This window comes from Tistrella mobilis, from assembly GCF_041468085.1.
Taxonomy (GTDB): Bacteria; Pseudomonadota; Alphaproteobacteria; order Tistrellales; family Tistrellaceae; genus Tistrella; species Tistrella mobilis_A.
The window spans coordinates 563414-575992 of record NZ_CP121014.1 but is presented as its reverse complement, the minus strand read 5'-3'; the positions used below and the strand labels follow the sequence as shown (position 1 = coordinate 575992).

13 protein-coding genes are annotated in these 12579 nt (G+C 68.7%); 6 read left to right on the top strand and 7 right to left on the bottom strand.

The genetic code is table 11. From position 1 onward, the window contains the following. The first annotated feature begins 24 nt into the window (after positions 1-24). The gene (locus P7L68_RS02285; RefSeq protein WP_371998814.1) at positions 25-771 is read left to right on the top strand and encodes a GntR family transcriptional regulator; all 747 of its coding nucleotides are present in this window, start codon (positions 25-27) and stop codon (positions 769-771) included. Between the two features lie 88 nt (positions 772-859). Here P7L68_RS02285 and P7L68_RS02280 read toward each other — a convergent pair whose 3' ends face one another. The 6 genes from P7L68_RS02280 to P7L68_RS02255 form a co-directional block, all read right to left on the bottom strand. After that, complete coding sequence (locus P7L68_RS02280) at positions 860-2296, bottom strand: NAD-dependent succinate-semialdehyde dehydrogenase (protein WP_371998813.1); 1437 nt, start codon at positions 2294-2296, stop codon at positions 860-862. A gap of 81 nt (positions 2297-2377) precedes the next feature. Continuing rightward, positions 2378-3811, bottom strand: coding sequence for a diguanylate cyclase (locus P7L68_RS02275; protein WP_371998812.1), 1434 nt, complete (start codon positions 3809-3811; stop codon positions 2378-2380). A gap of 107 nt (positions 3812-3918) precedes the next feature. Beyond that, positions 3919-4515: an ATP-dependent Clp protease proteolytic subunit gene (locus P7L68_RS02270; protein WP_371998811.1), complete on the bottom strand. Its 597-nt coding sequence runs from the start codon at positions 4513-4515 to the stop codon at positions 3919-3921. A 46-nt stretch (positions 4516-4561) separates the two neighbouring features. Then, positions 4562-4894: an SRPBCC domain-containing protein gene (locus P7L68_RS02265; RefSeq protein WP_371998810.1), complete on the bottom strand. Its 333-nt coding sequence runs from the start codon at positions 4892-4894 to the stop codon at positions 4562-4564. Then, the gene (locus P7L68_RS02260) at positions 4891-5205 is read right to left on the bottom strand and encodes a helix-turn-helix transcriptional regulator (protein WP_014753177.1); all 315 of its coding nucleotides are present in this window, start codon (positions 5203-5205) and stop codon (positions 4891-4893) included. The genes P7L68_RS02265 and P7L68_RS02260 overlap by 4 nt, the downstream gene beginning before the upstream one ends. A 54-nt stretch (positions 5206-5259) precedes the next feature. Then, entirely contained in the window at positions 5260-6297 is a 1038-nt protein-coding gene (locus tag P7L68_RS02255) for an alcohol dehydrogenase catalytic domain-containing protein (RefSeq protein WP_371998809.1), read from the bottom strand. A 292-nt stretch (positions 6298-6589) separates the two neighbouring features. Between P7L68_RS02255 and P7L68_RS02250 the strand changes: the two genes are divergently transcribed. The 4 genes from P7L68_RS02250 to P7L68_RS02235 all read left to right on the top strand — a co-directional run bounded on the left by P7L68_RS02250 (position 6590) and on the right by P7L68_RS02235 (position 10844). Beyond that, positions 6590-6886, top strand: a complete 297-nt coding sequence (locus P7L68_RS02250) for a putative quinol monooxygenase (protein ID WP_298650180.1) — start codon at positions 6590-6592, stop codon at positions 6884-6886. Positions 6887-6896: 10 nt separating this feature from the next. Continuing rightward, a complete protein-coding gene (locus P7L68_RS02245; protein WP_371998808.1) occupies positions 6897-8402 on the top strand; it encodes an aldehyde dehydrogenase family protein in 1506 nt (501 codons plus the stop codon). Positions 8403-8463: 61 nt separating this feature from the next. Continuing rightward, positions 8464-9390, top strand: coding sequence for a LysR family transcriptional regulator (locus P7L68_RS02240; RefSeq protein ID WP_371998807.1), 927 nt, complete (start codon positions 8464-8466; stop codon positions 9388-9390). Continuing rightward, positions 9387-10844 (top strand): aminobutyraldehyde dehydrogenase, encoded by a 1458-nt coding sequence (locus tag P7L68_RS02235; protein ID WP_371998806.1) that lies wholly within the window; start codon positions 9387-9389, stop codon positions 10842-10844. Before P7L68_RS02240 ends, P7L68_RS02235 begins: the two co-directional genes overlap by 4 nt. Positions 10845-10849: 5 nt before the next feature. Here the strand turns inward: P7L68_RS02235 and P7L68_RS02230 are convergent, their stop codons facing one another. Continuing rightward, positions 10850-11269, bottom strand: a complete 420-nt coding sequence (locus P7L68_RS02230; RefSeq protein ID WP_371998805.1) for a MarR family winged helix-turn-helix transcriptional regulator — start codon at positions 11267-11269, stop codon at positions 10850-10852. Between the two features lie 219 nt (positions 11270-11488). Between P7L68_RS02230 and P7L68_RS02225 the strand changes: the two genes are divergently transcribed. After that, positions 11489-12526 carry a substrate-binding domain-containing protein gene (locus P7L68_RS02225; RefSeq protein WP_371998804.1) on the top strand — a complete coding sequence of 346 codons (1038 nt, stop codon included), beginning with the start codon at positions 11489-11491 and terminating at the stop codon, positions 12524-12526. Positions 12527-12579: the final 53 nt, after the last annotated feature.

The window sequence follows — 12579 nt, the reverse complement described above, 5'->3', positions numbered from 1 at the left end:
ATCTCGCCGGGAAACCGACACCGCATGGACAAGCAATCGCCCGTCCGCCCGGATAGCCCCGCCCGACCGGATATTGAAGACAAGACCCAGGCCGAACGCGCCTATCGGCTGATGCGCGAAGACATCGTGACCGGGGCGCTGCCGCCGGATCTGAAGCTCAAGATCGAGATGCTGCGCGACCGCTATCAGATCGGCGCCGGGCCGCTGCGCGAGGCGCTGGCCCGGCTGTCCGGGGAATATCTGGTCCAGATGCAGGGCCAGCGCGGTTTCGTGGTGGCGCCGATGTCGGCGACCGATGCCCGCGAGATCGGCCATCTGCGCAAGATCTTCGAAGCCGATGCCCTGGCCCAGTCGATCCCGGCCGGCGATGTCGCCTGGGAAGAGCGGGTCATCACCACCTATCACCGGCTGGAGCGGGTTGAACTGGCCGACCGCCAGGGTGTGGAGCAGATGTCGGAATGGGAGCGGCTGAACCACGATTTCCATGAGGCGCTGGTCTCGGCCTGCGCCTCGACCTGGCTGCTGCGCATGCGGGCGATGATGTTCCGCCACCATGAACGCTATCGCCGCCTGTCGCGCGCCAAGACCGTGATGACCCGCGACATCCATCTGGAACATCGCGCCCTGCTGGATGCCGCGCTCGACCGCAATGTCGACCGCGCCACCGAGGTGATCCGCCGGCATATCGAGCACACCACCAGCGCGGTGGTGGCGGCGCTGGCCCGCGATCCGGCCGTGGACGCGCCTGCGCAGGCGACCGGCACGGACTGACCACAGCGCATCGGCATCACGATGCAGAAAGGGCCGGGATGTCGCCATCCCGGCCCTTTCGTCGTCTCTGCGGCCGAAGCCGGGGCGGTCAGAAGGTCGTGTTGTGGGCGGTGAACTTGGTGATGAGATAGGGTTCCATCGCCTCGATGCCGCCTTCCGAGCCGTAGCCGGAATCCTTGATGCCGCCGAAGGGCACTTCGGGCAGGGCCAGCATGCCCTGGTTGATCGAGATCATGCCGCTTTCGATATCGGCGGAAAGGGCGGCCGCGGTCTTCGACGACGAGGTGTAGGCATAGGCGGCCAGGCCATAGGGCAGGCGGTTGGCTTCGGCGATCAGCGCGTCATAGCCGCTGAAGGTCGAAACCGGCACCACCGGGCCGAAGGGCTCTTCGTTCATGATCCGGGCCGCGAGCGGCACGCCGGTCATCACTGTGGGCTGGAAGAAATAGCCCTTGTTGCCGATCCGCTCGCCGCCGGTGCGGATGGTGGCGCCATTGGCGACGGCGTCGGCGACCAGGGCTTCCATCGCGTCCACGCGGCGCGCATTGGCCAGCGGCCCCATGCGGGTGTCGGGATCGAGGCCGTCACCGACCTTGATCGAGGCCACCGCCTCGGTGAACTCGCCGACGAAGCGGTCGGCGACGCTCTCTTCCACCAGGAAGCGGGTCGGCGAGACGCAGACCTGGCCGGCATTGCGGAACTTCTGCGCCGCCAGCGCCTTGGCCGCCTTCGAGACGTCGACATCGCCGAACACGATCGCCGGCGCATGGCCGCCCAGTTCCATGGTCGCGCGCTTCATGTGCTGGCCGGCCATCGCCGCCAGATGCTTGCCGACCGCGGTGGAGCCGGTGAACGAGATCTTGGCGATCACCGGATGCGGGATCAGATAGGACGAGACCTCGGCCGGGATGCCGTAGACCAGGTTGATCACGCCCGCCGGCACACCGGCATCGGCATAGGCGCGGATCAGCTCGGCGCAGCTTGCCGGGGTTTCCTCCGGGCCCTTCACGATGATGGTGCAGCCGGTCGCGATCGCCGCCGAAACCTTGCGGACCACCTGGTTGATCGGGAAGTTCCAGGGGGTGAAGGCGGCGACCACGCCCACCGGCTCGCGCGTCACGGTCTGGAGATGACCCACGGCGCGGGACGGGATCACCCGGCCATAGGTACGGCGGCCTTCTTCGGCGAACCAGTCGATGAGGTCGGCGGCGGCCAGCGTCTCGACCTTGGCTTCGGCCAGCGGCTTGCCCTGTTCCATGGTCATGATGCGGGCGATGGTGTCGGCCCGCTCGCGCAGCAGATCGGCGGCCTTGCGCATCACCTTGGACCGGTCATAGGGCGAGACCTTGCGCCAGGTCTTGAACGCCCGGGCGGCAGCCTCGAGTGCGCGGTCCAGATCGCCGGTCGACGCATGGGCGACGCGGCCGATCTCCTCGGCGGTGGCCGGGTTCAGGACGGCCTCGTCCTTGCCCGTCGAGCCCGGAGCCCAGGTACCGTCGATGAAGAGGCTGGTATTCGGATACATCTCTCGCTCCTCGGGAGGGGACATGTGGCCCCGTGGGGCCGGGCGGGGGTGAGGGGTGGAAACCGGGATGAGGGAGGGCGGCTATCGGCTGCCGGCGGCGACGACCACGCGGTTGCGGCCCGCGCGCTTGGCCTGATACATGGCGCTGTCGGCTGCCTCGACCAGATGATTGTAATCGGGATGGCCGTCGAACACCGCGACGCCGACCGAGGCGCCGAGGCGGATCCGGGTGTCGCCCGAAAGCACGACCTCGGTCCGGGCGATGGCTTCGCGCAGCCGTTCGGCCAGCGCACGCGCGGCCGCTTCGCCGGCTTCCACTGCGACGACCAGGAATTCCTCGCCGCCATAGCGGAAGACCAGATCACTGCTGCGGCAGGTGCCGAGGATGGTCTCCGCCGCCTGGCGCAGGGCTGCGTCGCCCGCACTGTGGCCGTGGCTGTCGTTGATCGCCTTGAAATGATCCAGATCGACCATGATCACGGCGAAGGGCTGGTCGCGCCGCATCGCCAGCGTGATCTCGCGCTTCAGGATCGCGGGCAGGAAGCGGCGATTGAGCGTCCGGGTCAGGGCATCGCGGCCGGCCTCGGCGCCGATCAGGGCCTGGAAGGCATCGTTCAGGATGAAGCGAATCTCGTTCACGGCATTCTGGATCGGGCCCAGCGCAGGGCCGAAACCGTTGCCGGCCGCACGCGCCGCATCGGTCTCGGGCAGGATGCCCTCGTCCAGTTGCTGCATCAGCTCGTTCACCCGGTCCAGCACCGGCGTGCCCTCGAACATGATGCCGCCGCGATGATGGAACCAGAGGCCGAAATCCGACCGGCCGATCCGGGGCAGGGGCTCGGTCGACCCGCTGCCGCCGGCCAGCGCCAGCAGCACCGCCTGGTTCCATTCCAGCAGCGAGGCGCGCTGGCTTTCGCGCTCCAGCGACAGATCCTGGCTCAGGAAGAACAGCCGGTAGGCTTCCTCGTCGCGGCTTTGATGGGCAAGCCCCGAGACGAAAACCGTGCCCATCAGCTCGATGGCGATATCGATCACGGTCTCGACATGCAGCAGCAGCCGGACCAGCTCGTCCCGGCCGACCCGGCTGCCGGCGATCCGCCCGGCGATGCCGGCCTTGATCAGCCGGGCGCCCCGGCTGACCAGGTGCAGGGGGACCCGGACCCGGGCATGAACCTCGCCCACCTTCGTCTGCACGATGGCCATGTTCTCGAAATCGGGCGCGGGGTCCGCCGGAAACAGGCTTCGGATCCAGCCGGCGAGCGAGCTGCGCAGCCGGGTCTGGACGATTTCGTTCGACAGCAGCGGCGCCGCCTCGGCATCGGCCATCAGCACGTCGTAGAAATCCCGCGCCAGCTCGTCGGACGAGGCGCTGACCAGCCCGGCCAGCCAGTCCCGCATCTCGGGCGCCAGCGCGGCCTGAAGCCGGTGCCAGTCACGCCGGGCGGCCATGAGCGACGGGTTGGGGTCGGCGGCGATGTCGTGACGGGCGGCCGTCTTGCCGGCGGTGGTGGGCATCTGAAGGTGGGGGCCTGACTTTCCTGCGGTTCTGCCCCCGCCGGGCGGCGGAGACGCCAGCGCATGATGCGACCTGAATCCGACTGCCGCAAGTGCCGTGCGTGCCGTCAGGGCCGCCGGTCAAGGATCCGGTCGATCAGCCCCCATTCCAGCGCCTCTTCCGCGGTCATGAACCGGTCGCGGTCGAGCGTGCGTTCCACCTCTTCGGGCGTGCGGTGGCAGTGCTCGGCATAAAGCCGGATCAGGCGCTGTTTGACCCGGAGCGTTTCCTCGGCATGGATCAGAATGTCCGAGGCCTGACCCTGAAATCCGCCCGAGGGCTGGTGGACCAGGATGCTGGCATTGGGCAGCGCCGCGCGCTGGCCCGCGGTGCCGGCCATCAGCAGGAACGAGCCCATGGAACGGGCGGTACCCATGCACAGCGTATGCACCGGCGCGCGGATGTAACGCATCGTATCGTACATCGCGAGGCCGCTGGTGACCACGCCGCCGGGCGAGTTGATGTACAGGCTGATCGGCTTGCCGGGATCCTCTGCCTCAAGGAACAGCAGCTGGGCACAGACCAGCGCGGCGACGTCGTCGTCGACCTGGCCGTTCAGGAAGATGATCCGTTCCTTCAACAGCCGGGAATAGATGTCAAAGGCCCGTTCGCCCCGGGCCGATTGTTCCACGACCATGGGGACGAGTTGCATCGTGCCGCGCATCGGCGACCTCCGCTCTCATTGGAATTTGGGAAAAGCCGTGCCGCGTCTAGGCGGCGCGCATCATCGCGCCGCTGCGATCATTGGCTGCGGCCATGCGGCGATGGATGACCCGAAGCCGGGTGCCGCCGGTGGTGTTGGGGGCGATGGTGAAAGTCACCAGGCTTTCGGTGAAGGGCGGAGCCTGCTCCCGCATGCGGTAGCTGAGTTCGCGCCCGGGCGTGACCGAGGCCGGTTCGACCGCTGCCAGATCCGCGGCCGGCAGCCAGTGTGCCCGAAGTTCGGGGATGCTGATCGCCCGCCAGACCTTCTGCGGCGGGGCGTCGAGATCATAGTCCTGCACGATGCGGTCGGCGCCCGGCGTGGAGGTGGGGGTGGTCATTGATCCATCTCCTTCAGCAGCGCCTTCAGGGCATCGATCCGCGCCGGCCAGTATGCGCGATACTTCGCCAGCCAGTCCGCCACCACGGCCAGACCGTCGGGATCGACCTCGTAATCGACGAACCGGCCCTGTCGTTCTTCCCGCACCAGCCCGGCAGCACGTAGCACGGCCAGATGCTGCGACATCGCCGGCTGGCTGATGGCCATGCCGTCCCTGAGTGCACTGGCATTCATCCGCCCCGCGGCCAGCTTCTCGAAGATGGCGCGGCGCGTGGGATCGGCAAGGGCTTTGAACACATCGGTCTCGGTCATGCCGATAGATAAGCAGATACTTATATGATGCGCAAGCCCTCTCTGCGCGCGCCTTCAGCCGCCCATGGTCAGCACCAGCCGGCCGGTCACCTCGCCGCGGCGCAGCCGGGCAAACGCCTCGTCGATGCGGCCGAAAGGCAGGGGGGTGACATCCGCCCGGACATGGCCGCGGAGGGCGAAATCCACCGCCTCCTGAAGGTCGCGGCGCGTGCCGACGTTGGATCCGCGGATGGAACGTTCCCAGTTGGAGATCCGGGCGATCGACACCCGGATGGCGTCCCTTTCGCCCCCAGGCAGGCCGATGAACACGGTGGTACCGCCGGGGCGGGTCATGGCGATGGCCTGTTCGAAGGCCGCGGGTGCGGTGGCGGTGACGATCGCGGCGTGGGCGCCGCCGCCGGTCGCCGCCTGAACGGCAGCCACCGGGTCGCCGGCCGCGGCATCGACCACGGCTTCGGCACCAAGCCTGCGCGCATGGTCCAGCCGGGCGGGCGAGACATCGACCGCCACGGGGCGCAGCCCCATCGCCCGGGCATACTGGATCGCGACATGGCCGAGCCCGCCCGCGCCCACGATCGCCACATGCTCCCCCGCCCGCGCTTCCGATCGCCTGAGGCCGCGCCAGGTGGTGACGCCGGCGCAGAGGATCGGCGCGATCGCCACCAGATCGGCATCGGCGGGCAGGCGGGCGACGAAGGCGGCCTCGGCCAGCATATACTCGGCATAGCCGCCGTCGCGGCTGAAGCCGGTGGCGCCGCCGGCCTTGCAGATGGTTTCCATGCCGGCCAGGCACCAGGCGCAGCGTCCGCAGGCATGGGCCATCCAGGGCACGCCCACCGCCTCGCCGATGGCAAGGTCGGATACGCCCGCCCCAAGCGCCGCGACATGGCCGGTGACCTCGTGACCGGGGATCAGCGGCAGGTTCGGCGGCGTGCCCCAGTCGCCATCGACGATGTGCAGGTCGGAATGGCAGACACCGCAGGCCGCCACGCGGATCAGCACCTCACCCGGTCCGGGTTCCGGGCGTGCGACTTCCATCATCCGCAAGCCCTCGCCCGGCCGTTCGACCACTGCCGCCTGCATGCGCGCCATGTCTGCCATCTCCTCGTCGTCGTCCGTCAGTGCCGGCCGGACAGGGTTCCGGCCACCTGCCAGCAGAGCGCAGGCGCATGCGCCCTGTAAAACAGGAAACGCGCCGCATCTGATATCGGCAAAGCCGATGGCAGCCGGAACCGTCCGTCAGAGGCGAGGCCGGTGCGTTCGGCTTTTCCGATAGCGCAATCCGGGATTTTGAATTGGTCATGCCGCCCCCGCCGGCCGCAGGCTGATCGAGGGACGGGTCTGGGGAGGCCTGTCGGCCTGCGCGGGAGGCATTCGCAGAACCATGATCACCATCACGGCCATCATCACCGTCACACCCGGCGCCGAGGCGCTTGCCGAGGCAGAGCTGCTCAAGGTGGCGGCGCATGTCCGGGCCAACGAGCCCGAGACGGTCGACTTCTTCATCAGCCGGTCGCGGGACAATCCCTGCCGGTTCACGACCTATGAACGCTTCACCGATGTCGCGGCCATGGATCGCCATAACGGCTCGGACGCGGTGGCGGTGTTCTTTGCCGCGGTCTCGCCGCATTTCGACGGGCCGGTGATCCTGGAAACCTGCACAGAACTCTCGGCGAAGTGAGGCGGTCCGCATGCCCTTTGATCTGAAGACCGCCGGATACTGGACGGCGCTCGCCGGCCGGCTCAAACCCGATACCGGCCTGTTCATCGATGGCGAATTCGTCGAGGCCCGGGGCGGTGCCCGCTTCGCCACGATCAATCCGGCGACCGACGCGGTTCTGGCCGAAATCGCCCGTGGCGGTGCCGCCGATATCGACCGGGCGGTCGCCTCGGCCCGGCGGGCCTTCCGCACCGCGCCCTGGGCGCGTATCCCGCCGCGCGCCCGCATGGAGGTGCTCTATCGCTTCGCCGACCTGATCGAGGCGCATGCCGAGGCATTTGCAGTGCTGGATGCCCAGGATATGGGCAAACCGATTGCCGAGATGCTGACCATCGATGTGCCGGGCAGCCTCGCCTGCTTCCGCTTCATGGCCGAAGCCGCGGATAAGATCACCGGATCTACCACTTCAACGGGAGAACAGGCGCTCCATTACATCCTGCGGCAGCCGCTGGGGGTGGTGGGCTGCATCGTGCCCTGGAATTATCCGCTGATGATGGCGGCGTGGAAGATCGCGCCTGCCCTTGCCGCAGGCAATGCGGTGGTGCTGAAGCCTGCGGAACAGTCACCGCTGAGCGCCCTGCTGCTCGGCCGGCTGTTCGTCGAGGCCGGCGGCCCGGCCGGCATTCTGAACGTGGTGCCGGGCTTCGGCGAAGAGGCCGGCCAGGCGCTCGCCCGTCATATGGATGTCGACAAGATCGCCTTCACCGGCTCGGGCGAGGTCGGCGGGCTGATGATGGAATATGCCGGCCGGTCCAACCTCAAGCATGTCTCGACCGAATGCGGCGGCAAGTCGCCCCATGTGATCATGGCCGATGCGCCCGATCTTGAGACCGCGGTAAATACGGCGGTGGCGGGCATTTACGGCAATCAGGGGGAGGTGTGCAGCGCGGGCTCGCGGATCCTGGTCGAACGGGCGATCCTGCCCGATGTCCTGGATGCCTTCGCCGCCCGCACCTGGGCGACGGTCCGGGTCGGCGACCCGCTCGACCCCGCCACCACGCTGGGGCCGCTGGTCACCCGCAGCCATCAGCGCCGGGTGCTGGACTATATCGATGCCGGCCGGGCGGAAGGGGCGCGCCTTGCCTTCGGTGGCGTGGTGCCGCCGGGGGGCGAGGGCGGGGCTTACGTCGCACCGACCCTGTTCACGGACGTGGACAATGGCATGCGGATTGCATCTGAAGAGATCTTCGGTCCGGTGGGGGCGGTGATCCCCTTCGACGGGCTGGACGAGGCATTGCGCATCGCCAACGACACGGTCTATGGCCTCGCGGCGGGGCTCTGGACCCGGGATCTCACCAAGGCCCATCGCTTCGCGGCGGGGGTGGAGTGCGGCATGGTCTGGATCAACGGCTACATGAACGGCGACATGACCCAGCCCTGGGGCGGGTGGAAACAGACCGGCAACGGCCGCGACAAATGTTTCGAGGCGGTCCTTGCCCATACGCAGACCAAGAGCGTCTGGGTGACGCTCGGCTGACCCCTGCCACCCCGGGGAGAACCACCCTGGGAAACCGGGCCGGAAAGGCGACCATCGCGCCATGGACCTGTCCTTCCGTCATATCCGATATTTCGTCGCCGCCGCGGAAGCCGGTTCGGTGACGGGGGCGGCCGCCCTGGTCGGCGTGTCGCAGTCGGCGGTGACCGAGGCCATCAAGTCGATCGAACACCAGCTGGGGGTGCCGCTGCTGCAGCGGCACCCCCGCGGCGTTTCGCTGACCCATGAAGGGCACCAGTTCCTGCGCCATGCCCATGCGATGATCGAGGCGCTGACGGCGGCCGGGCGCACGCTTTCGGCGGCGGGGCGCAAGCTGACCGGCCGGCTGGGGCTGGGTGTGTCGCCCATGGTGGCGGGCTATTTCCTGGCCGATCTGCTGGCGCGCTTCCGGCGCACCTTTCCAGGGGTCGAGGTGATGCCCTCGGAAGACCGGCGGCCGTTCATCGAACAGCTGCTGATCAATGGCGAGCTGGACGTCGCCATCCTGATCGTCTCGGAAATCGAGGAGAAGGCCGCGCTGGCGCATGAGGTGCTGGCCCGGTCGCAGAACCGGCTGTGGCTGCCGCCCAATCACCGTTTCCTGAAGCGCGACCGGGTGACGCTGTTCGATGTCTGCCAGGAACCGCTGATCGTTCTGGGTGCCGATGATTACGGCGATGCGCTGACCAGGATCTTCCGCAAGGCCGGGCTCAGCCCCCGGGTGCTGTTCGAGACCGGATCGGTCGAGGCGGTGCGCAGCATGGTCGCCACCGGCGCCGGCATCGCCATCGCCCCCGATCTCGCCTATCGGCCCTGGTCGCTGGAGGGCGATCGGCTGGAGGTGCGCGCGATCGCCGATCCGCTGCCGGCGCTGGATGTGGGTGTGGTCTGGCGGCGCGGACTGGAACGGGTGCCGGCGGTGGAGCATTTCCTGCAATCCTGCCGCCAGGGCCAGAGGCCGGGCCATCGCGCCGGGGAGGTGACCGCATGACGCCGATCGAGAGCGATTGCAGCACCGCCTTGCTGATTGCAGGCCGCCTTGTCGCGGGCGAGGGCGCCGGGCGGGTGGTGATCGACCCGGCGACGGGTGCCGGCATCGCAACGCTTCGCGACGCCTCGCTGGTTCAGGTCGACGAGGCGGTGGCGGCGGCAGAGCGGGCCGCACCCGGCTGGGCGGCGCTGACCCCCGGCGAGCGGGCACGCGCCCTGCTGGCGCTGGCCGATGCCATCGACCGCCACACCCCCCGCCTTGCCGGGATCGAGGCGCGCAATTGCGGCAAGCCGCTTTCGGCGTCGCGCGATGGCGAGCTGCCGCGGGCGGCGGATGTCTTCCGCTTCTTCGCCGGGGCCGCCCGCACCCGCACCGACATGGCCGCCGATGCCTATCTGCCCGGCCGGACCAGCATCCTGCTGCGCGAGCCGCTGGGCGTGGTGGCGGCGATCATCCCCTGGAACTATCCGCTGATGATCGCGGCCTGGAAGCTGGCCCCGGCGCTGGCGGCGGGCAATACTGTCGTCCTGAAACCGGGGGAGGAGGCGCCGCTCTCGGTGCTGGCGCTGGCGGCGCTGGCGGCCGACCTGCTGCCGCCCGGCGTGCTCAACGTGGTGGCAGGCTCGGGCGAGGTGGTGGGCCAGGCCCTGGTTCGTCATCCGGGCGTGGCGCTGGTCACCGTCACCGGCGATCTGGTCACCGGCCGCAAGGTGCTGGACGGGGCGGCCTTCGGCGTGAAGCGCAGCCTGCTGGAACTGGGCGGCAACGCCCCGGTGATCGTGGCCGAGGATGCCGATCTCGACCGGCTGGTGGCCGGCATCCGCCGCGCGGGCTTCTACAATGCCGGCCAGGACTGCACTGCCGCGGCCCGCCTGTTCGTGGCACCCGGCATCCATGACCGGCTGGTGGCCCGGCTGGCCGAGGTGGTGGCGGCGATCCGCGTCGGATCACCCTTCGACCCGGCGACCGAGATGGGGCCGCTGATTTCCGCGCGTCAGCGCGACCGGGTGGCGAGCTATGTAGAACGCGCCCGTGCCGCCGGCACGGCCGAGGTCGTGGCCGGCGGCCGGGTGGTGCCGGGCAATGGCTGCTTTTACGAGCCGACCCTGATCGTCAACGCCAGCCCCCAGGACGAGATCGTGGCGCGCGAGGTGTTCGGGCCGGTGGTGACCGTCACCCGCTGCGCCGATGTCGAGGAGGCGATGCGCTTTGCCAACCGGTCGGAACACGGCCTGGCGGCGTCGGTCTGGACCCGCGATATCGGCCGGGCCATGCGGCTTGGCCGTGGGCTTGCCTATGGCTGCGTCTGGATCAACGACCACATGGTGTTCCCGGCCGAAATGCCCCATGGCGGGCGCCGCCGCTCGGGCTTCGGCTATGACATGTCGGTCCATGCGCTCGACCAGTATTCGGTGGCCAAGCACATTCTGCTGAACGAGGGCGGGACGGAATGATGCGGTCAGGTGCGGGTCAGATCGTCCAGCATGCGGCAGAGCCGGTTGAGTTCGGCCGTGCCCATCGCCGCCTCGATCCGCTGCTGCTGGCGGGCGACGGCCGGCGCGATCCGCTGCCACAGCTCCTCGCCGCGCGGGGCCATGAAGATCAGCACCCGTCGCCGGTCGTCCGGATCGGGGGCGCGAAAGACCAGGGATTGCGAGACCAGCCGGTCGATCATCTTGGTCATGGTCGGCGGGTCGACCAGCACCGCATCGGCCAGTTCCGACATCGGCCGGCCCTGGTCGTCGGCCAGCAGGCCCAGCACGCGCGCCGTCGAGACCGGGATCTTTTCGGGGCGCAACGCCTCTTCCAGATCGCGCTCCAGATGGCGGGCGACGCGGGCGGCGATGTAGGCCACGTTATGTTCGATGGACGTCGGCACGAAGAATCTGCACCCTCTTTCCGGCGCGTGTCGGGTGGGACCACGGGGGAACGCGCGCGATCATTTATCCGACGTCGACATGTCTGTGCAAGTGACCGCGGCGCTTTGCGCGTTTCGGACGAGAACGACAGGGGATAGGGGGGCGGTCCGGCGACCGGAAAACCGAACAAGAGTCGCCGCCGCTTCAGGGCCTGACTGCCAATCGAGGGAGACCCGCCGATGAACATCGGACTGCTGATTCAGCTCCAAGGTCCCGCCGGCATCTGGGGACCGTCCTGCGAGACCAGTGCCCGGCTGGCGGTGCACGAGATCAATTCGGCCGGTGGTATCGCCGGGCATGAGATCGCGCTCGAAGTGCTGGATGCCGGCCTGCCGCCGGACCAGGTGGCGGCAAGGGTATCGAAGGCGGTGGCCGAGCGGCGCATCGACGCGGTGGTGGCGATGCACCCCAGCGACCTGCGCGCGCGGATCGCCGCCTCCATCGCCGGCCGCGTGCCCTATGTCTACACCCCGCAATACGAGGGCGGTGAACGCCATCCCGGCGTCTACACCATCGGCGAGACCAGCCGTGAACTGCTGCCGCCGGCCATGGGCTGGGTGGCGGAGCATGAACGGGTGCAGCGCTGGTTCATTCTGGGCAACGACTATGTCTGGCCCAGGCGCTCGGCGGCGCTGGTCAAGGCGCTGGCGGCGCGGACGGGGGCACGGCTGGTGGGGGAGCGCTATGTCCCCTGGCTCTATTCCGAGCGGTCCGATTTCTCGGAAGAGCTGGCCGCGATCCGCGCAAGCGGCGCCGATGGCGTGCTGGTGATGCTGCTGGGCGAGGATGCGATCATGTTCCACCGCGCCTTCGGCGAGGCGGGCATGGCCGGCCGGGCGGCGCGGCTGTGCCTGGCCTTCGACGAGAACCTGCTCTATGCGGTGGGGGAAGAGAACACCGAACGGCTCTACAGCGTCTCGGCCTATTTCGCCAATCTCGACACCCGCGCCAACAACCGCTTCCTGGACCGCTATCTGGCGCTCTTCGGGACGCGATCCCCCGTGCCCAACATGCTGGGGCAGTCGTGTTACGAGGGCGTGCACTTCCTGAAGAGCCTGATCGATGCCGTGCCCCGCGGTCACGGCCCGTTCAAGCGGCGCGACCGGTTCCACCTGGCGCATCTGTCGGCACGCAGCGAGGACAGCCTTGAAATGCCGAGTCATGTCCATATCGCCACCGTGCAAGGTATTGACTTCAAACATGTCGCATCGTTCTGAGACCAGAGGCCGGCGCCGGACGCGAACCCGCAAGGGCTTCCCCGCCCGGCCGG

Bases quoted from the DNA above. Each gene is read 5' to 3' on its own strand.
- P7L68_RS02280 (WP_371998813.1), bottom strand. From the start codon at position 2,296: ATGTATCCGAATACCAGCCTCTTCATCGACGGTACCTGGGCTCCGGGC.
- P7L68_RS02235 (WP_371998806.1), top strand. From the start codon at position 9,387: ATGACGCCGATCGAGAGCGATTGCAGCACCGCCTTGCTGATTGCAGGC.
- P7L68_RS02265 (WP_371998810.1), bottom strand. From the start codon at position 4,894: ATGACCACCCCCACCTCCACGCCGGGCGCCGACCGCATCGTGCAGGAC.
- P7L68_RS02240 (WP_371998807.1), top strand. From the start codon at position 8,464: ATGGACCTGTCCTTCCGTCATATCCGATATTTCGTCGCCGCCGCGGAA.
- P7L68_RS02255 (WP_371998809.1), bottom strand. From the start codon at position 6,297: ATGGCGCGCATGCAGGCGGCAGTGGTCGAACGGCCGGGCGAGGGCTTG.
- P7L68_RS02270 (WP_371998811.1), bottom strand. From the start codon at position 4,515: ATGCGCGGCACGATGCAACTCGTCCCCATGGTCGTGGAACAATCGGCC.
- P7L68_RS02285 (WP_371998814.1), top strand. From the start codon at position 25: ATGGACAAGCAATCGCCCGTCCGCCCGGATAGCCCCGCCCGACCGGAT.
- P7L68_RS02245 (WP_371998808.1), top strand. From the start codon at position 6,897: ATGCCCTTTGATCTGAAGACCGCCGGATACTGGACGGCGCTCGCCGGC.
- P7L68_RS02260 (WP_014753177.1), bottom strand. From the start codon at position 5,205: ATGACCGAGACCGATGTGTTCAAAGCCCTTGCCGATCCCACGCGCCGC.
- P7L68_RS02275 (WP_371998812.1), bottom strand. From the start codon at position 3,811: ATGCCCACCACCGCCGGCAAGACGGCCGCCCGTCACGACATCGCCGCC.
- P7L68_RS02250 (WP_298650180.1), top strand. From the start codon at position 6,590: ATGATCACCATCACGGCCATCATCACCGTCACACCCGGCGCCGAGGCG.
- P7L68_RS02225 (WP_371998804.1), top strand. From the start codon at position 11,489: ATGAACATCGGACTGCTGATTCAGCTCCAAGGTCCCGCCGGCATCTGG.